This is a genomic window from Blastochloris viridis, assembly GCF_001402875.1.
Taxonomy (GTDB): Bacteria; Pseudomonadota; Alphaproteobacteria; order Rhizobiales; family Xanthobacteraceae; genus Blastochloris; species Blastochloris viridis.
In genome coordinates, this window is sequence record NZ_CP012946.1 from 3,175,452 (window position 1) to 3,196,176 (window position 20,725).

Sequence of the window (20,725 nt, forward strand, 5' to 3'; positions counted from 1 at the left end):
GATGCCCACCACCATCGCCGCGAGCCTGGAACTCGGACGGCCCTCCGATGAGGCGCTGGATCCGCTGTCGTTCCAGCAGGAGCGCATCTTCTTCCTGAACGAGCTCTCGCCGCAGAAGTCGATATGGACCCGCGCGTCCTGCCGGCGGCTGTCAGGGCCGCTTGATGTCCGCGCTTTGGAGGATGCAGTGGCGGTGCTGATTGACCGCCACGCCGCGCTTCGCACCCGAATCACCCTCGTCAACGGTGCACTGTTCCAGTCGCCCTTCAAGGGCACGGAGGGGGTCTTCGAGTATGTCGACCGATCCCAAGGTGGCGATGGTGCCGACCCGTCCGCAGCGTTCGAAGCCGGCGCGCAGACCCTGCTGAACCAGGAGTACGGGCGTCCCTTTTCGCTCGAGACCGACCGTCTTTTCAAGGTCGTGCTGGTGCGCTGGGCGGAGGAGGAGTGGCAGCTCATCCTAAAACTGCATCACATCATTTCCGATGCCACCACGATCCGCATTCTGTGGAACGACCTGACGCGACTCTACAACGCACGACGGGTGGGCGAGGACGAACCGCCTCCGCTTGCCCTCGACTATGCCGACTATGCGCGCTGGCTACGGGAGCGGTTCTCCGACCGCAATACCCACGAATTGGAGAGCTATTGGCTCTCGCAATTCTCCGACAGGCCACCGGATCTCGATCTTCCCGCCGACCTCTCGGCGCCGCCGGAGCTGTCGTTTCGAGGGGCCGCCGAACGGCGCCCGCTGCCTCCTGATCTCGTCAACCGGGTGCAGTCGTTCAGCCTGAGGCATCGCATCGTCCCGTTTTCGACGATGCTTGCGGCGCAGGCTTTGCTGCTCTGCAAGTATTGCCGGCAGGACGACATCGTCATCGGCACGGTGTTCGCCGGACGCCATCACGACCCGAGACTGAAGCCGCTCGCCGGCTTCTTCGCCAACACCGTTGCGCTGCGGCTGCGGGTCGATCCGCAAGCCACCGTCGACGATTTCGTGCGCCACGTCCACGATCGGATGACCGGCGCCCATCGCATGCAAGATTACCCGCTCGAGCGCCTCGTCGATCGACTGGAGCTGGATCGTGAGCATCGCCGCAACCCGCTGTTCCGGACGATGTTCAACATGGTCACCGAATTCGACGCGCCGCACGTGTTTCACGGCGTCCGCCAGGAGCGTGTCCTGGAGCCGGACATCACCGCGACGCAAGTCGATCTACTCCTCAATTTCCACACTGGTCCCCGCGCCTCCGAGCTGCGCCTGGAGTACAACACCGACCTGTTCGAGGCGGCCACTATTCAGCGTATTCTACGTCACTACGAGGTGCTGCTCACTGCGATGATCGAGCGCCCGGAGGCGATCGCCCGCGATCTGCCGATGTTCGACGCGGACGAGGAGCGGCTGATCCGCTTGTTCGAAGAGGGCGATGTCGCCCCGTGTGTCCTCGGCCGCGGCATCGTTGGGATGCTGGAGGAGCGTGCGGCCCGCGCACCAGATCAGCCGGCGCTGCTGACATCGGCCGGCGCACTCACTTGCAGCGAGGTGAACCGGAGGGCCAACCAGCTCGCCGCGGCCCTCATGGAGGCCGGCGTCGCCGACGGCGACATCGTCGCGGTGATGCTGGAGCGCTCGCCGGCGATGGTGGTGGCGATCTTCGCCGCCCTCAAGGCCGGCGCGGCCTATATTCCGATTGATCCGGGCTTTCCGCAGCAGCGGATCGACTACATCCTGAAGGATGGTGGCGTCCGCTGCCTGCTCGTTGCGAGCGAGTCGCCGCCCGTGCCGGTGGGACGCCTCGGTCCCGTGCCCGTCATCAACGTCGACGACGCGACGTCCTATGCCGCGCCTGCCATCGATCCGAAGCGGACATTTGACCCCGAACGGCCGGCCTATGTGATCTACACCTCCGGCTCCACCGGCGATCCGAAAGGGGTGGTGGTCACCCATCGCGCCCTGATGAATACGCTCGCGTTCCTGGAGGCGACGTACCCGCTGGCCGCCAAGACGATCCTGCTCAAGACGAACTTCACCTTCGACGTGTCGGCTGCCGAACTGTTCGGCTGGCTGTTCGACGACGGCCGGCTCGCGGTGCTCGACCGTGGCGCGGAACGCGACAGCCGGGCCTTGCTGGACGCCATCGCGACGTTTGCGGTGACGCACGTCAATTTCGTGCCATCGATGCTGGACGTGCTGTTGGGGACCCTGTCGGCGGGCGACGTTTCGGCACTCGCCACGGTTCGTTATGTCTTCGCGGCGGGCGAGGCGCTCAAGCCCGACCTGGTCAACCGCTTCCATCGCATGGTTCCCGATGTCCGGCTCGAAAACCTGTACGGTCCGACCGAGGCTGCGATCTACGCCACCTATCATTCCCTGCCGCGCGGGACGGAGGCGAGGCGGGTTCCGATCGGCAGGCCCATTGCGAACACCTTCGCGCACATTTTTGACGAGACGCTTCGTCCGGTTCCGGTCGGCGTTGTCGGTGAATTGTGCCTGTCCGGCGTCGGGCTCGCAGCAGAATACCTCAATCGGCCCGACCTGACCGCGGAGCGATTTTGCGCGACGCCCGATGCCGCAGGCGGTCGCCTCTACCGCACCGGCGACCTCGCAAAATGGGGCGACGACGGGCTGATATACTATCTCGGCCGCGCCGACAGGCAGGTCAAGATCCGCGGCTTCCGCGTCGAGATCGGCGAGGTCGAGCAAAAGCTGTTAGGCTGCGCGGGGGTGGCCGAGGCCGCCGTGTCCGTCAAGGACGGCCCGCTCGGCCAGAACAGCCTCGTCGCCTATCTTGCCTTCGAAAAGGACCACCCGGCTTCGATAGAGCGGATCTCGGCCGAATTGGCAGCGTGGCTGCCAAGGTTCATGATTCCAGAGGCGTTCGTCGCGCTTGACCGCCTGCCCCGGCTTCCGAGCGGCAAGGTCGACATGCAGCGCCTGCCTGCCCCAGCCCGAAACGGCGCGCCCGAGGCGCCGCCACAACGCGCCGCGAGCGAGCTCGAACGCACAATCATCGCCATTGCCGAAGATCTGCTCGACCTACGGGGCCTGACGCCCGCCAGCAATTTCTTCCGCCTCGGAGGAAACTCGCTGCTGACGCTTCGCTTCATCGCGGCGCTCGATCAGGCGCTTGGCACGCGGCTGAGGGCGATGGATTTCCTCCGGTTGCCGACCATTGCCGAGATTGCCGAGTTGATCGAGCCGATGCTCGGGCGGCCGGTGCCGATCAAGGAGCGCCTCATCCTCCTCCCGACCGGGGGGCGCCCGGCGCCGGACGGCGACGTTTCACGTCGAGACACCTCGCCATGACAGCCGTCGGCATTCGCAAATATCCGCCGATCCGTGCCGGCGACCGAACCCTTCCCTGTCCGCTGACCTTTCAGCAGGAGCGGGTCCTTCATTTCTGCGAGCTCGATCCCGCCAGTTCGATCTGGGACATCAACACCTGCAAGCGGCTAGCAGGCCGTCTCGACCCGCGGCGGTTGCGCCAGGCGGCCGAGCTGCTCGCCGCCGCGCACGACGTGCTGCGCACGCGGGTGACCCGGCAGAGCGAGGGGCCGGTGCAGACCTTCGATCAGGACCTCGGCGGCGCGTTCCGTCACATCGACGCGTCGGCGGACGCCGGCCTGGACCGCGACGCCGCGCTGGCGGCGCAGATCGCCGCGATTTGCCGGAAACCGATCTCGGAATGGAGACCCGACGACCTGTTCTTCGAGGTCGTACTTGTCACGCTCGGCCCGGCCGATCAGGCCCTGATGCTGCGGGTCCACCATATCATCGCGGATGCCGCCTCTGTGGCGATCCTGTGGCGCGACCTAACGTCGATCTACAATCGGCTCGCAGGCAACGAGGCGGTAGCGCCGGCGTCGGCGGTGCTGACCTACTCGGATTTTGCGCATTGGCAGCGCCGCCATTTCGGCGCCGAGCAGACCCGCGAGCAGGAGGCCTATTGGCTGGGCCGGTTCCCGGTCGAGCCGCCAGCCCTCGACCTGCCCACTGATGCCGCGCCGTCACCGGCGATGTCCTTCAACGGCGGATTGGAGATCGTCGCTATTCCGCCCCACCTGATCGAGTCGTTCCAGCAGCAGAGCTGGGAGAGCCGCGTTCTGCTGTTTTCGAGCCTTTTCGCCGCATACCTGGTGCTGTTGCAGAAGGTTTGCCAGCAGGAGGATATCACGGCCGGCGTGCTGTTCTCGGGCCGGCACTACAGCCCGGAGCTTGCCAACACCGTCGGCTTCTTCGTCAACATGGTGGCGGTACGAGCGGACGTCCGCTTCGACGACACCTTCGAGCGCCTGGTGCAGGCCGTGCATGAACGGGTCGAGGAAGCCTATTTCATGCAGGACTATCCGTTCGAGCGATTGATTCAGAAGCTCGGCCCGGCCCGCGGCAACGGCCGCGTTCCACTGGTCCGAACGATGTTCAACCTCGTGGCGGAGCCGGAGGACACCGCGGAATTCGAGGGCGTTGCGCAGGCGCGATGGATCGACGTCGCCACCCAGACCAACGCGGTTCAGATCGATCTCATCTTTGACATCCATTGGGGATCAGCCGGCGCGGAAATCCGCATCGAGCACAACACCGACATTTTCGAGCGCGGCACGGTTGCCCGGTTGGGGCGCCACTACGTCACCTTGCTCGGCCAGCTGGCGTGCGGCTGGGACGTCGGCCTCGACCGTCTCGCCGTGGTCGGCGGCGCCGAGGCGCAGTGGCTGATCGAAGGGTGCAACCCGCCGCCGTCGCCTTTCGCCGAGGAGGCCTGCATCCACGAGCTGTTCGAGCAGCACGCCTGGCGCCAGCCGATGGCGATCGCGCTCGTCGACGGCGCCGACCGGATCAGCTACCGCGACGCCGATCGCCGGACCAATCGGCTCGCCCGGCTGTTGCGTGCCCACGGGGTCGGACCGGACAGCATTGTGGCCGTGGTCGGGCGCCGCTCGGCCGAGATGGTCCTCGCCATGCTGGCCGTCCTCAAGGCCGGCGGCGCCTACCTGCCGATCAGCCGGGACAGCCCGCACCGCTTACTGGACAACATCTTCCAGGACGCGCGGCCGCACGCCGTGATCATGCCGAATGACGATCGGCGCAAGCTCCCTCTCAACGTCCCGGTGCTGCGCCTGCGCGATGCGGACGCCGTGAGCGTCGACGAGGGGCCGCTGGAGCGTGTCACCGGGCCGTCAAATCTCGCGTACGTCATCTACACCTCGGGCTCCACCGGGCGGCCCAAGGGCGTCATGGTGGAGCACCGCAGCGTCGTCAACCTCGTGACCAATGTCGATTATCTCGAATTTCGTCCCGACGACCGGATGCTCCAGACCGGGGCGCCCGCGTTCGATGCGACGACGTTCGAAATCTGGGGCGCGCTGCTCAACGGGCTGACGCTCCATCAGATCGACGACGAGATCCTGCTCGATTGCACCGCACTCGGCGAGGAACTCACCCGGCACCGCATCACGATCCTTTTCCTCGTCACGCCGGTGCTCAATCAGCTGGCGGACGCCGACCCCACGGTCTTCGGCGAGTTGCGCTATCTCATCACCGGCGGTGACGTGGCGTCGATCCGCCACATCGAGCGGCTCCGGAGCGCCAACCCACGCCTGACAGTGATCAACGCCTACGGCCCGACCGAGAACACCGCCTACTCGACCTGCCACGTCGTCACCGGATCCGAACGACGAACAATGCCGATCGGCCGGCCGATCCCGAACTCGGCAGCCTATGTCTTCGACCGCCACATGACGCTGACGCCGATTGGCGTGGTCGGCGAGCTTTATGTCGGGGGCGTCGGTCTCGCCCGGGGCTATCTTCATCGCCCCGCCCTCACCGCGGAGCGCTTCGTCATGAACCCTCACGTTGCGGGCGAGCGGCTCTACCGTACCGGCGACCTGGTCCGTCGCCGCGCCGACGGGGTGCTAGAGTTCGTGGGCCGCGCCGACCGGCAGGTCAAGATCCGCGGCTTCCGTATCGAGCCCGGCGAGATCGAGAACCGGCTTCTGGAGGACCGCCGGCTTCGCGAGGTCTGCGTCATTCCGGTGAAGGCGGACGACGGTGGTACCTTCCTTTGCGCGTATTATATCGCCGCCGCCGGCATCGGCCCGCAGGAGCTACGGCAGCACCTGTCGGCGCGGCTTCCGGCCTACATGGTGCCTTCCGCCTATTGCCGTCTCGAGCACATGCCGCTCACGGACAACGGCAAGATCGACCTCAGCGCGTTGCCTGAGCCAGCGCGGTGGATGGCCGAAGGTCGCTCAGCGCGTCCGCCCGAGAACGCGGCGGAAATCGCCATCGCAAGCGTCTGGGAAGAGCTGCTCGACGCCCGGAACATCGCTGCAACTGCGAACTTTTTCGAGATCGGAGGCCATTCCCTGAAGGCCAGCGCGCTGGCCTCGCGGCTGAGCAGGATGTTCGGATTGAAGATCACGCTCAGAAACGTGTTCGATGCGCCGACCGTGGCAGAGTTGGCGCGACTGGTCGCCACACTAGCGCAAGCGGAGCACCGTGATGGCGTCACTGGTTGAGCCGGCCTCCTTTCCGGCGTCCGCGAACCAAAGGCGGATGTATGTCCTGAACCGGCTATCGCCCGATGGCGTCGAGTACAACGTTCCGGTCGCGATCCAACTGAGCGGCGCGCTAAGTGCTGCCCGCCTGCAGGGCGCGCTCTCGGCACTGGTGGCGCGTCACAGTAGCCTACGAACTTCGTTCGCGATTGCCGACGGGACCATAATCCAGACCGTGCAGGCGCCGATGTGCGTCCCGCTAGATTTCGAGAGAGCGCGCGGCAAGGAGGGGGTCGAAGCAATCAAGCGACGCTTCGTTCGGCCGTTCGAGCTGGATTGCCCGCCACTAATCCGCGCCTGCCTGATCAGGCTGAACCGCCTCAAGCACGTTCTTCTGCTCGACTTGCACCACATTGTCTGCGACGGCGTCTCGATCGACATCCTGAGCGAAGAGCTAAGCCGGCTCTACGATGGCGATATGCTGCCCCCACTACCGGCCGACTACACAGATTTCGCACTGTGGCAGGAGAAGTTCGCCGGGAGCGGGCAAGCCGAGCAGCAGCGGGAATATTGGCTCCAGCTGCTCGACGGCGAGCGGCTGGCGCTGAACCTGCCGACCGACTTCCCTCGGCCGGCGGCGCGATCGTTCGATGGAGACCGGGTGTCGGCTCGTCCCAACCCGCAGCTCGCCGCCGCGTTGCGTGCGCTCGCGGCCCGCAGCCGCGTGTCGATGTACATGTTGCTGCTAGCCGCCTACTACGTTGTACTCGCGAAATATACCGGGCAGGACGACATCGTCGTGGGAACGCTCGCCGCCGGTCGCAACGCCGAGCAGTTTCAGGGCGTTGTCGGCCTGTTCGTCAACACCCTGGCGCTTCGCAGCCGGCCTTGCGGCGACCTCCCGTTCACCGACTATCTGGAACAGGTCCGTGACGAGTGCCTCATGGCATTCGAGAACCAAGACTGTCAGTTCGAGGACCTGGTTGACCGCATCGCGCCGCCGCGCGATCTCGGACGAAGCCCACTGTTCGACACCATGTTCACCGCCCTTTCGGCGAACAGTGTACGGACCGTCGGCGGCGGCATCGAATTCAGCCGCTACGAGCTCGACTACGAGATCGCGAAGTTCGACCTCACCTTGACCGCGATCGAGCGGCAGGATGGCGACCTGGAACTCGAGTTCGAGTTCTGTTCCGACTTATTCCGGCGCGACACGATCGAACGGCTGTCCACCCACTACCTCACTGCGCTGGAAGTCGTTGCCACCGAGCCCGACATCCGGCTGCGCGAAATCGACGTGTCGAGCGCCGAGGAGCGGCGTGCCGCTGCCAGAGGCTCGCCGCAAGCGACTGGCACGATGCAAAGCGTGGTGGAGCTATTCGAGCGCCAGGCGCGCACGATCCCGGCGGCCGCGGCGATCTCGTTTGGCGGGGAGACGGTGGATTACGCGACCCTCGATGGTCGCGCGAATGCCATCGCGGCGCGGCTTCACGCCACCGGCGTAAGCCGTGGTTCGATCGTTGGCCTGGTCGCATTGCCCTCGGTCGAGGCCATCGCGGCGATTCTTGGCATTCTCAAGCTCGGCGCCGCCTTTCTTCCGATTGACCCGATCACCCCGGCCGACCGTTTCCGCTCCATCGCGTCAGCCTCGGGAATGTCAGTCGTGTTGCTGCCAAGCGCCGCCCATCCGTTCGCAGGCCTCGGACCGGCCCACCTCGCGCTCGACCCCGCCGCCACCGAGGCGCACGAGCGCCTGCCAAAGCTCGCACCAATCTCAGGCGGCGACCTCGCCTATGTGATCTATACCTCCGGCTCGACCGGCGCGCCCAAGGGCGTGATGATCTCGCACCGGGCGCTTTCCAATTACGTCACGTGGGCGGTGCGGACCTATGCCGGCGACACGCCCACCGCCTTCGCGCTGCATTCGCCTCTTTCGGTCGACCTCACCATTACCTCGGTGTTCGCGCCACTGGTCTCGGGAAACCGCATCGTGGTCTACCGCAACGACGATGCAATGGCGCTGATGCGGGACATTCTCCGCGACGACCAGGTCGAGGCGCTCAAGCTGACTCCGACCCATCTGGCGTTGCTCGCCGAGGCGCTGCGCGACGGCGCGCCCGCCAATACCCGTCTTCGCACGCTCATTGTCGGCGGCGAGGACTTCAAGACCGGCCTCGCCGCGAAGGTCCACGCCGGCCTCGGCGGTCGCGTCGGGCTCTACAACGAGTACGGGCCGACCGAGGCGACGGTCGGCTGCATGATCTACAAGTTCGACCCGATGGTGGATACGGCATCGTCAGTGCCGATCGGACGGGCGATCGACAACGCCGCGGTCTTTGTCCTTGACCGCTACGGGCTGCCGGCGCCCAGGGGAGCGATCGGCGAACTGCACATCGCCGGAGCCTGCCTGGCCGACGGCTATCTCAACAATCCCGACATGACGGCCGAGCGGTTTGTCGTGCGGCGCCTCGGTGGCCGCGAGATCCGCGTCTATAGGACCGGTGATCTTGCCCGCGTGCTGCCAAGCGGCGATCTCGATTTTCTCGGCCGCAACGATGATCAGGTCAAGCTCCGCGGCTTCCGCATCGAGCTCGGCGAGATCGAGGCGGCCCTGCTGCGCGATCCTGAGGTGACCGACGCCGCGGTGACGCGGCGGGTGGACCCAGCCGGCGATCCCTACCTGTGCGCCTATGTCGTCGCGACCGGTGCGGTCGAGGCCGCCGACTTCCGACGCCGGCTGGGACAGTACCTGCCGCCGCACATGGTTCCATCGCGCGTGGTCGCCGTCGATCGCCTTCCGATCGGGCGCAGCGGCAAGGTCGACCGGACGGCGCTTCCCGATCCGGGCGAGCCGCCCGGCGGGAGCCGAAGCTCCGCCACGCCCCGCTCCGCAGTGGAGCTCGCCATCGCCGCAATTTGGGAGCAGGTGCTCGGCGTTCCGCGGATCGGCCTCGACGACGACTTCTTTGACCTCGGCGGACAATCGCTGAAGGCGACCCTCATGATCGCCCGTGTCAACCGCGAGCTGCGCGCCGGCGTCGCGCTGCGCGACGTCTTCGTGCATCGCACGATCCGCGGCCTTGCCGGCCTGGTCGATGGAACGCGGGAGGACCCGTGGGCAGAGATCGGACAGGTCGGCCCGCGCGAGCATCACCTGGTCTCAGCGGCCCAAAAACGGTTGTTCATCGTTCACCAGCTTGCACCGCGCGATGTCCAGTACAATGTCCCGTTCGCATTGAACGTGGCCGGACCATTCGATCGGCAACGCTGGCAGCACGCCTTTTGCGCCCTGATTGCACGGCACGAGTCGCTGCGAACGTCGTTCGTGCTGGTCGACGATGAAATTGTCCAGAAGACGCATGCCGATGTCGATTTCACGTTCGAGGACCGCGCACCCGGCGCGCCCGTACGGCTCGCGCAGGCAGCGGAAGGCTTCGTCCGCCCCTTCGACCTCGGCCGAGCGCCACTGATCCGGGCAACGATCCTGGAGGTCGGGCCGGTCGAACACACGATTCTCATTGATGTCCACCACATCGTCGCCGACGGGCTGTCAATCGAGATCCTCGTTGACGATCTGCGCGCCCTCTACGAAGGCCGGACGCCGGAGGCTCCCGTGGTCCAGTACAAGGACTACGCCGCCTGGCAACGTGCCCGCTCCGCAAGCGCGGACGTCCGCGCCCAGCAGGCCTATTGGCGAGCGGTGTTCCAGGGGGAAGTGCCGGTTCTCGCGCTTCCGACCGACTTTCCGCGCGGGCCCGTCCGCTCGTTCGAGGGCGACCTCGTGCGCTTCACGGTCAATCCCGCGCTCGCTGAGCGCCTGCGCTCGGTGGGACGGGCGGCCGGCGCGACCTTGTTCATGACGCTGCTGGCCGCGTACACGGTCCTGCTGTCCAAATATGCCGGCCAGGACGACATCGTCGTCGGCATCCCGGTGGCGGGGCGGAGGATTGCCGCGCTGCAACGGGTGGTCGGAATGTTCGTCAACACCTTGGCGACGCGAAACCGGCCGCGCGGCGAGCTTCGGTTCCGCGACTATCTCGACACCGTGAAGGCCCACGCGCTCGACGCCTACGGCAACCAAGAATACCAGTTCGAGGAGCTGGTGGACACGCTCGAGATCGAACGTGACCTTGGCCGGAATCCGCTGTTTGATACCGTGTTCACGACGCTCGATGGCGGGCGCACGGCGTTCCATGCCGACGACGTCGTCGTCCGCGTCGAGGAGGTCCCCTGGAAGGTCGCGAAGTTCGATCTAACTCTGCTGGCCGAGGAGCGTGGCGATGCCATCGCCTTCGAACTGGAGTACTGCACCGGCCTGTTCCGGCGCGACACCATCGAGCGGATGGCGCGACACTTTGTGCACCTCCTGGAGCAGATCGCGTCCAACCCGGCGCGCAAGCTGCGCGATCTCGAACCGCTAACCAAGGACGAGCGCCGGCAAATCCTGGTGGAGTTCAACCGCTCGGAGGCCAGTTTTCCGGCCGACCAGACCGTTCATGGCCTAATCGAGGAGCAGGCGGACCGGACCCCGGACGCGCCGGCCGTCGTGTACGGGGCACAGACGCTCACCTACGGCGAGTTGAACCGGCACGCCAACCAGATCGCGCGCACGCTTGTCGGGACCGGCCTCGCTGCCGAGGACGTGGTCGGCATCGTCGCGGAGCCATCGCTCGAGATGATGGTCGGCATTCTGGCGGTGCTCAAGGCCGGCGGAGCCTTTCTGCCGATCGACCCCGACTGTCCCGTCGACCGAGCTCGCGCGATGCTGGCCGACAGCCAGGCCAAAATAGTTCTGTTCGCCGGCGCCGAGCCGTGGGGAGAGACAGCACCGCCGACGCTCGACCTCAGGCAGCCGGCGCTCTACCGAGGCGACGACAGCAATCCCGGCATCACCACGTCGAGCCGGAGCCTTGCCTACGTCATCTACACCTCCGGAACGACCGGGACGCCGAAAGGCGTCATGGTCGAGCATGCCGCCGTCAACAACCTGTGTGCCTGGCATATCCGGACCTTCGCTCTGTCCAGTGCCGATCGGACCACCAAATACGCCCGGTTCAGTTTCGATGCCTCGGTGTGGGAGATCCTTCCTTCGCTGCAGGCTGGCGCCGCGCTGCACATCGTCCCGAACGAGATCCGCCTCGATCTCGCCCGGCTCGCGCGCTATTTCGACGACGCCGGCATCACTGTCGGCTTCCTGCCGACACAGGTCTGTGAACTCTTCCTGCAGTTCGACAACCGGTCACTACGCCTGCTGCTGACCGGCGGCGACCGCTTGCGCCGCGGCGGCCACGGCGCCTACCAACTCGTCAACAATTATGGGCCGACCGAGAGCACGGTGGTGGCGACCAGCGGCCCCGTCGCGGCCGACGGACCGATCTCGATCGGCAAGCCGATCGCCAATACCCGTGTCTATCTGCTCGACTCTGCCGACAGGCTGGTTCCCATCGGCGTTCCGGGCGAGCTGTGCATCGCTGGGCAGGGGCTCGCGCGAGGCTATCTCGGCGATCCGGTGCGGACCGCCGAGAAGTTCGTCGCCAACCCGTTCGAACCGGGAGAACGGCTCTACCGGACCGGGGACGTGGCGCGGTGGCGGCCGGACGGATCGCTCGACTATCTCGGCCGCACCGACAGCCAGGTGAAGATTCGCGGTTGCCGCATCGAGCCGCGCGAGGTCGAAGCGGCCATCCTCGCCCACGACGCGGTGAAAGACGCCGTCGTCGTCGCCCGAGAAAATCGCAATGGCGACAAGCAGCTCTACGCCTACGTCGTCTGGCGCGCCGCCACGAGCCTCGGCGACCTAAAGGCCCATCTCGGCCAGCGTCTTCCGGACTTCATGCGCCCGACCTTCTTCGTGACGCTCGACGCGATACCGCTAAATGCGCGCGGCAAGGTCGACCTCGCGGCGCTACCGCGCGAGGACAGCGACACCGCGGCCGCCGGCGAGGCGCCCCGCACCCCAGCCGAACGGCGGCTCGTCGCCATCTGGAGGCAGGTTCTGGACCGGGCCCGCATCAGCATTCACGACAATTTCTTTGCGATCGGCGGCGACTCGCTACGCGCCACCATAATGATCGCCAAGGCCAACAAGGCCCTCGGCACCGCAGTCGCCCTCGGCGCGGTGTTCGACCGGCCGACCATCGCCGCGCTCGCGGTGTGTTTCGCCGCGGGCCTGGCGAGCGAGACAACGACGCTGGTACCGGCGGAGAACCGCCTGCACTATGCCACGACGCCGACCCAGGCACTGCTCCATGCGGTCTGCACCGCCCGGGGCGGGATCGAATACAATCTTCCAATGGCGTTCCAGATCGGTGGCGGGCTCGACATCGCACGGCTGGAACGCGCTTTCCGCGAGGTCATCGACCGCCACGAATCGTTGCGCACTGGTTTCCTGGCCGTGGATGGCCGCGTCGTCCAGTACGCCGTTCCGAACGTGGGCTTCGCGATTGAGCGCCTTTCGTCCTGCGACGAGGCAGAGATCGGCGAGGTCACGCGCGACTTCATCCGGCCCTTCGACCTGTCGTTGCCACCCCTGATCCGGGCGGCCGTCGTCCCGCGCGGGCCCGGTCGCCATGTTCTTCTCATCGATATGCATCACTTGGTGAGCGACGGCACCTCGATGGGCCTGTTGCTCAAGGAGATCGCGGCACTCTATGCCGGCGTGCAATTGCCGCGTCCCGCCACAACCTACAAGGACTTCGCCGAGTGGCTCGATGGCCATTTGCGCAGCGACCGGATCCGCGCCCACGAGTCCTATTGGCGCCGCATCCTCGACGCGCCGCCGGCCCCGATCCGGCTCGACGCCGACTTTCCGCGCGAGGGGCGGTTCGCGTTCGCTGGCAGTCGGATCAATGTCACCGCTGACGCGCCGCTGCACGGCGCGTTGCGGTCGCTTTGCGCGCGTGAGGACGTCACGCTTTATGTGCTTCTGCTCGCCGCCTACAACGTTCTTCTCTCCAAATACAGCGGCCGTGAGGACATCGTCATTGGCGTGCCGACGGTCGGCCGCTATCTCGCGGACGTCCACGACGTGGTCGGAATGTTCGTGAGCACCCATGTGATCCGGAGCCGGCCGCGCGCCGAACGCCGCTTCGATGAGTTCCTCCGGGAGGTCAAGGCCGGAGTTCGCGGCGCCGTCGAGCACCAGGAGTACCAGCTCTGGGACCTCATGGTGGAGCACACGGTCGCCACCGGCCGGCCCTTGTTCAGCGCCGTCTTCGTCGTTCAGGACCAAGCCTTCACCAGCATCGAGATACCCGGCCTTGAGATCGAGGAAATCGACCCGCACTACAACATTGCCAAGTTCGATCTAACCATGGGCGCGGTCGAGCGCCCCGGGCGTCTCGATTTCGAGCTCGAATACAACACGGATCTGTTCCGCCGCAGCACCGCAACGCGGATCGTAGGGCATTATCTCCGCGTTCTCGACCAGATCGTCGCAGACCCCGGCCGGATGCTGCGACAGATCGAGATCGTGACGCCGGCCGAGAAGGACGCGCTGCTTCCCGCCGTCCGGGATGAGGCTCCGGCTGGGGAGGACGATGCTTCGGCTGTGACCGTGGTCACCCTGTTCGAACGGCAGGTTCGCGCCGCCCCGGACCGCATCGCCGTAGCCCACGATGGCATTGCCGTGAGCTACCGTGACCTCCACCGGCGGGCGCAGCAGCTCGGGCAGCGGCTGGCGGCGGAGGGAGCCGGGCCGGGAACGATCGTCGGCCTGCTTGTGCCCCCCTCGGTGGAGATGGTGTCCGCCCTGCTGGCGATCTGGGCGACCGGCGCGGCCTGCGTCCCGCTCGGCACCTGTGATCCGCCGCGACGGGTCGCGGCCCGGCTCGCCGAAACCGGTGTAGCGCTGCTGCTCTGCGACCGCGGCGCCGAATCGAACGCGCTTCCGGTCCCAGTGGTCCGTCTCGACGACACGATTGAAGCGGACACGGCCCCCCTCGATCGCCCGGCCGATCCCGACACGCTCGCCGTCGTGGGTGCTGCTGCGGATCGCGACGGCGCGCGGATGAACGTTATGATCGAGCATCGCTCGCTGCTCGACCGGGCCCATTGGTTCATCGATAGGTTCGCGGTCGGCGAGACTGACCAGACGGTGATGTATGGCGATCTGACGTCGGGTGCCGCCCTCCTCACGCTGGTCTCGACGCTATGCGCCGGCGGGGCGGTTTGGATCGCGCCGGACGAGGCGCGGTGGTGCGCGACGACGCTACTCGAAGGCTTGAGATTTCGCGGCGTAACGGTCGCCTGGCTGCCGGCAGCGCTGTGCGAACGGCTCGCCGTAGCTACGGATCTGCCGCTGCGGACCCTGATCACGACCGGCGGAGCTGCCTCCCCGCTGCGGCGCAGCGGCTACGAATTCGTCACATGCTTCGGACTGCCCGAGCACATCGACGTGACGACCTGCACGCCGGTGACGGCCGCAACGGCCGAGAACCTGGTCGGCCCCCCGATCGCTGACGCGCTGGCCTATATCATCGGTCACGACGACAGCCTGCTGCCGGTCGGGGTGACCGGCGAGCTCTGTCTCGGTGGGTCGGGCCTGGCGCGGGGCTATCTCGGCGATAAGGGGACGACCTCGCGCCGCTTCACGCCGAATCCGCACGTCCCCGGCACCCGGATCTTCCGCTCTGGTCTTCGCGCACGGCGGCTCGCGGACGGTGGGATCGAGCTGATGGATCGCGTCGATGTGCACATCGACGGCTGCCGTGTCCATCTCGCCGAGATCGAGTGCCGCTTGCGCGAACACGCGAACATCACCGACGCGGCCGTTGTGCACGGTCACGGCGATCGCCGACAGCCAGCGTTGTGCGCGTTTATTGTGGTCAAGGGCGCGCTACCGGGCTCGGCCGCGGCCTTGGTCCGCGACCTGAGGCGACATCTTGCCGAGTGGCTACCGGCGTACATGATCCCAGACGCGTACGTTCCGGTCGCCGCGCTTCCGCGCGACGAAACGGGCCGGGTTGCGGCGGACATGCTGCCGATGCCGCAACGTCCGCCGCTATCGGTGGCGGACGAGAACGCGGACCCAAGCCTGGTATTGGCCATCCGGGCGATGGTCGAGGAGTTTGTTGGCGTGCCGCCGATCGACGCCACGACCGACCTGCGCAGCGTCGGCATGACCTCCCTTGCGGCGGTGACGCTGCATGCCCGCGTTGCCGCCCGGTTCGGCGTCGCGCCGAACCTGTGCCAATGGCTGGACGCACCGTCCATCGCGAGCCTGTCCCACCATCTCTCGGAGGCGTTGCGCGGCGATCGCCGGAACGTCCCGCTGACAGGGGAAACAACGCCGTCATGACTCGACCGGTTTCGATCGACGCCGCGCTCCAGGATGTCCTGGACCTGGACCGCGACCGCCTCGCGCTCCTGGCCGCGACCGACCAGCCGAAGGTCGGGTACGTGTCCATTCAGACCCCAGAAGAGATTCTGCTAGCGGCCGGCGCGATCCCGTTTCGCTTGACCGGCGAGTTTAGCGCCGACCCCGACGGCGCGATAACGTACCTCGGCGGCAACTACTGCTCTTACGTGCTGAGCTGCCTCGGAGAAGGGCTCGCTGGCGTCTACGGCTTCGCCGACGCAGTGGTGTTCGTCGACGCTTGCGACATGCGCAAGCGTCTATGGGAAACCTGGGCCCGGGCCGTTCCCGGCTGCGAGAGCTGGTTCGTGGAACTCCCCAGTGATGCGAGCCCGCTGTCCAAATCGTTCTTCGCCGGCCAACTCCGCAAGCTGATCCGCCGACTGGAGCAACGCTATGGCCGGGTGGTCGGCGAGGAAGCGCTTCGCGAGGCCATCGCGCGGTGCAACCGTACGCGCGAGCTGATGCAGCAGCTCCAGGATGGCAACCGGCGCGGCCGTCCGCTGCTGACGGGGCAGCAATCGATCGCTGTGGTAAAGGCTGCGACGACTGGGCTGAAGGACGAGTTTAATGGCCGCATGGCGGCGCTTCTCGACGCGACCGCATCGCACGAGCCCCTAGCTGGGCGCCAGCGCCACCGCGTGATGATTTGCGGCAGCTATTTCGACCAGCCGGCGATCGTTGAGGTCATTGAGGCGACCGGCGCCGACGTGGTCTGCTCCGACATCAGCAACGGGGTCAAATATTTCGAAGGCCGGATCGATCCCGACAACGAGCCGGTCGCGGCCATCGCCGACTACTACCTCGAGAAGCACACAAGCGCGCGCCGTATCGATACCGACGTCCGGCTGCGCCACATGTTTGACCTGTTGCGAGACTATCGCGTGGATTCAGTTATCTACTTCGCTCTGAAGTTCTGTGACACCAACCTCCACGACTATCCCTACATCAAAGAGAAGCTGCGAGAGCGGAAAGTCCCCGTTCTGTTCATCGAAGGCGAGCACAACGGAACCAATATTGCCAGCATCAAAACACGCATCGAGACATTCCTGGAACCGCGGTTCTTCTGAGGAGGCGAGATGGACCGGGAGAGCATCGCGCAACAGCGCGCCACGCAATACGAGAACATGCTGCATCTGATCGGCCGCCAGCGGGCCCCGACAGAGGAGGCCGCATCGCTGCTCGCCACGACCCGGATGCGCTCCATCGTCAACTGCTACCGGATCGCCGAGGCCTACAAGGGTGGTTCGAAGGTTGCCTACGTGTCGGAGCAGTTCCCGACCGAGGTCGTGTTTGCCGCCGGCGCGCTGCCGTGGAATATCGAGTCGATGTCGAACATGCTCGCGCAGTCTCTCGACATCGACCACGTCTTCCGTCTTACCCAGGAGCGAGAGCTTTCCCGCGACATCTGCTCGTTCCTTCGCGGGCCATTCGGAATGATGCTCGCCGAGTGTTACCCGCGGCCTGACGTCGTGCTCACCAACGACCAGCCCTGCGAGGGGCTGCTCAAGACTATCTTCATGGCCGGCAAGCGCTACGGCACGCCGACCTTCGCGCTGCACACACCGAATCTGCTGGATAACGACGCGCTCGATTATCTCGTTCAGCAGATCGAGACAATGCTGACCCGGATCGCCGAGGTGTTTCAGGCCGAGCTCGATTCGGAGTGCCTGCGCAGCAGCGTACGGAACTCAAATCGCGCCCGTGTGTACTATCGCAAGGCGGCCCGGCTCCTGGAACGCCACGCCCTGCCCGGCGTGGCACGCGAGCTTCTGGAGATCTTCGGGATGAACTATTTCGGCGCCCCCGAAAACGTCGAGCTCTGCAAGTCCTTGTCCGAGGAGGCGGCGGTGCTGGCCGAGACCGGGGGGCCCAAGCGCCCGCGGGTGATGTGGATCGGCCAGACGCCGGGCGATACCGACGAGTTACTCCGACACTTGGACCAATCCGTCGACATTCTGTACTGGGCGGCACTGTGGGAAGCAAATTTGGCAGAGCTCGACGAGGAACAGCCGTTCCGGAGCATCGCCGAGCGGGCGATCCGTTACCATTGGAGCGCCGAGCGAATGGAACGCGACCTCGACCGCATTGCCGACACCTATGGGATCGAGGGGTTCATCATCGCCAACACCTGGGGGTGTCGAAACATGATGGCCATTGGTCCGGGGTTCCGATCCCTGGCAGCCCGCAAAGGGATCAAGCACCTGACCATCAGCATCGATCCCGTCGACCGGAACAACTACGTCTTCACCCATATCAAGAACCGCGTCGACGCATTTCTGGAGACATTGCGGTGAGCGGAGAAGCGCGATGATCACGCTCGGCATCGATATCGGCTCGCTGTCGACCAAGTCGGTCCTGATGGAGAACGACGAGGTGATGGCGTTCGACGTGGTCCTGACCGGAGGCACCAACCGGAAGGCGGCCGAAACCACTATCGAGAACGTGCTCGCCAAGTCCGGAGTGACGCGCGGCGACGTGAAATTCGTCGTCTCGACGGGCTACGGGCGGGAGAACCTGCCGTTCGCCGACAAGCACGTGTCGGAGATCACTTGTCACGGAATTGGCATGCATCTCAGGAACCCGGACATCCGAACCATATTGGAGATCGGCGGCCAGGACAGCAAGGCCATCCGGATCGACGACAGCGGGCGGGTCGAGCAGTTCGCCATGAACGACAAATGCGCTGCCGGCTGCGGACGCTTTCTCGAGGTCACCGCGCGCGCGATGGGCCTCGGTCTCGGCGAGCTTGGCGACGTATCGGCGCGCGCGAGCAATCCGCTGCGGATCAGCAGCACCTGCGCGGTGTTCGCCGAGACGGAAATCGTATCCCTCGTCGCCGTCGGAACGCCGATCCCAGACATCGTTCGCGCCGTACACGACTCGATCGCCCAGCGCGCGGTCGTGCTGCTTCGCCAGGTCGGAATCAGCGGGGCGGTCGGGATGAGCGGCGGCGTGGCACTCAACAGCGGCGTGGTCCGCGCCCTGGAAAGTAAGCTGCAGACGAACCTCTACATCGTTGACAACCCCCAGGTGCGGGGCGCGATCGGGGCCGCCTACATCGCCCAGCGGCTAGTTTAGAACATCTTGCTGCAAACGGGGGCGACGGCTTTGCGACGGAAGAGGCGGGAATGCGAAAACCGGAGTATCCGCTCGATGCCGCGAGATCGCCGGGTGCTCTTGAGCGCTGGCGGATGGGTTGGCGCGGAATGACGATTGAAAGAGAGGTCGGCGTCCTTCGGGCGCGACGCAACTCCAGCCACCGTTCGTGCGCGGTGATGTACGAGTCGACGCGCAACGACCTAAGGACAGGGTTTCGCCGCGACGCTGCGCGGGGGCGAAGCGACCGCTTGCGCGGGGACCGACCATGGCGACTGTGACGCTTCCCGGCTCGGCCGTTTCGACTCGCTATCATGCGATCGGCCGCTCAACCGTTTCCGGGATGCCGGAGTGGCAGAGGCTGGACTCGGACCTTCGCCACGGGATCGACATCGTCGCGCGGGTAATGCCGTTCCGCACCAACCGGTACGTGGTGGAGAACCTGATCGACTGGTCGCGGGTGCCAGGAGATCCGATCTTCCAGTTGGTGTTCCCGCAGCTCGGCATGCTGTCGAAGACCGATTTCGACGACGTGCGAACGCTGGTGGAGGCGGCCGCCGACGTCGAGTCGATCGGGCGTGCTGTCGAGCGGATTCGCCGCGGCCTTAACCCACATCCCGCGGGGCAGCTTACCCACAACACCGCGAAGATCGCTGGCCGGCCGCTCCCGGGCGTACAGCACAAGTACCGCGAGACTGTCGTGTTCTTTCCAGCTCAAGGGCAGACCTGCCACGCCTATTGCACCTATTGCTTCCGGTGGGCCCAATTCGTCGGCATGCCAGGAATGCGGATCGAAGCGAGGAGCACGGCCGACCTTGTCGCCTATCTCAAGGCGCACCCAGAGGTCACCGATATCCTGATCACCGGCGGCGATCCGATGATCATGGCGACCCGAACGCTTCGGCGCTATATCGAGCCACTACTCGCCCCCGAACTCGAGCACGTCCAGAACATTCGGATTGGCACCAAGTCACTCGCCTATTGGCCGCAACGCTTCGTGTCCGATGCCGACGCCGACGACTGCCTCAGGTTGTTCGGGGAGGTCGCCGCGGCGAACCGGCATCTCGCAATCATGGGACATTACACTCACCCGATCGAGCTTCAGCCTGCTCTCGCACGCGAGGCAATCCGGCGCATCCGCGACACCGGCGCCCAGGTGCGGATGCAGGCGCCGTTGATCCGTCACGTGAACGATGCTCCCGAAATATGGTCGGAGCTGTGGCGTACCGGCGTGCGGCTCGGGCTCGTCCCCTACTACATGTTCATCGAGCGCGACACCGGTCCCCACAGCTATTTCGCGGTGCCGCTCGTGCGCGCCCACGAGATCTTCCGCCGTGCCGCCGCGAGCGTCTCGGGCCTTGCGCGCTCCGCCCAAGGACCGACCATGTCCGCACTCCCCGGCAAGATCAGGATTCTGGGGGTCGTTACCCGCACCGAGCTGACCGATCGTCAAAGGACCGTGGCGTTTCGCAACGGCTCATCGTCCGCGGTCGATCCGCGCGAACAGCTGCTCGTCTGCGATTTCGTTCAGGCGAGGGATGCCAGCTTGATCCAGACGGTGTTCTTCGCTGCCTTCGACCCTGGCGCGACATGGCTCGACCAAATGCGACCGGCATTCGGGCAGGAGCGGTTTTCGTTTGAGCAAGCTGGGGAGCGCACGGCGCCGCTTCACGCGTTCACCGAATGCCTGCTGGACTAAGCCGCGCCGGCCTCGACGAGGTGATATTCGACGAGCCGTGTCAGGCCACGGCTTGATCCGGTCTTCGGCGAAGAGGG

At 65.8% G+C, this 20,725-nt stretch carries 7 protein-coding genes; all 7 read left to right on the forward strand.

Annotated elements, in window-relative coordinates; translation table 11 throughout:
- The first annotated feature begins 1 nt into the window (after nt 1).
- The 7 genes from BVIR_RS13830 to BVIR_RS13860 all read left to right on the forward strand — a co-directional run bounded on the left by BVIR_RS13830 (nt 2) and on the right by BVIR_RS13860 (nt 20,648).
- The gene (locus BVIR_RS13830) at nt 2-3,307 is read left to right on the forward strand and encodes a non-ribosomal peptide synthetase (protein ID WP_055038182.1); all 3,306 of its coding nucleotides are present in this window, start codon (nt 2-4) and stop codon (nt 3,305-3,307) included.
- Nucleotides 3,304-6,516, forward strand: a complete 3,213-nt coding sequence (locus BVIR_RS13835; RefSeq protein ID WP_055038183.1) for a non-ribosomal peptide synthetase — start codon at nt 3,304-3,306, stop codon at nt 6,514-6,516. The genes BVIR_RS13830 and BVIR_RS13835 overlap by 4 nt, the downstream gene beginning before the upstream one ends.
- Nucleotides 6,500-15,793, forward strand: coding sequence for a non-ribosomal peptide synthetase (locus BVIR_RS13840; protein WP_082417160.1), 9,294 nt, complete (start codon nt 6,500-6,502; stop codon nt 15,791-15,793). Before BVIR_RS13835 ends, BVIR_RS13840 begins: the two co-directional genes overlap by 17 nt.
- The gene (locus BVIR_RS13845) at nt 15,790-16,920 is read left to right on the forward strand and encodes a 2-hydroxyacyl-CoA dehydratase subunit D (RefSeq protein ID WP_055038185.1); all 1,131 of its coding nucleotides are present in this window, start codon (nt 15,790-15,792) and stop codon (nt 16,918-16,920) included. Before BVIR_RS13840 ends, BVIR_RS13845 begins: the two co-directional genes overlap by 4 nt.
- Nucleotides 16,921-16,929: 9 nt before the next feature.
- Nucleotides 16,930-18,147: a 2-hydroxyacyl-CoA dehydratase subunit D gene (locus tag BVIR_RS13850; RefSeq protein WP_055038186.1), complete on the forward strand. Its 1,218-nt coding sequence runs from the start codon at nt 16,930-16,932 to the stop codon at nt 18,145-18,147.
- Between the two features lie 13 nt (nt 18,148-18,160).
- Nucleotides 18,161-18,931 (forward strand): acyl-CoA dehydratase activase, encoded by a 771-nt coding sequence (locus tag BVIR_RS13855; protein WP_055038187.1) that lies wholly within the window; start codon nt 18,161-18,163, stop codon nt 18,929-18,931.
- A gap of 286 nt (nt 18,932-19,217) precedes the next feature.
- Entirely contained in the window at nt 19,218-20,648 is a 1,431-nt protein-coding gene (locus tag BVIR_RS13860; RefSeq protein WP_055038188.1) for a KamA family radical SAM protein, read from the forward strand.
- The last annotated feature ends 77 nt before the right edge of the window (nt 20,649-20,725 follow it).

Excerpts from the sequence above, each read along its gene's own strand:
- BVIR_RS13835 (WP_055038183.1), top strand. The coding sequence starts at position 3,304 with ATGACAGCCGTCGGCATTCGCAAATATCCGCCGATCCGTGCCGGCGAC.
- BVIR_RS13850 (WP_055038186.1), top strand. The coding sequence starts at position 16,930 with ATGGACCGGGAGAGCATCGCGCAACAGCGCGCCACGCAATACGAGAAC.
- BVIR_RS13855 (WP_055038187.1), top strand. The coding sequence starts at position 18,161 with ATGATCACGCTCGGCATCGATATCGGCTCGCTGTCGACCAAGTCGGTC.
- BVIR_RS13860 (WP_055038188.1), top strand. The coding sequence starts at position 19,218 with ATGGCGACTGTGACGCTTCCCGGCTCGGCCGTTTCGACTCGCTATCAT.
- BVIR_RS13840 (WP_082417160.1), top strand. The coding sequence starts at position 6,500 with ATGGCGTCACTGGTTGAGCCGGCCTCCTTTCCGGCGTCCGCGAACCAA.
- BVIR_RS13830 (WP_055038182.1), top strand. The coding sequence starts at position 2 with ATGCCCACCACCATCGCCGCGAGCCTGGAACTCGGACGGCCCTCCGAT.
- BVIR_RS13845 (WP_055038185.1), top strand. The coding sequence starts at position 15,790 with ATGACTCGACCGGTTTCGATCGACGCCGCGCTCCAGGATGTCCTGGAC.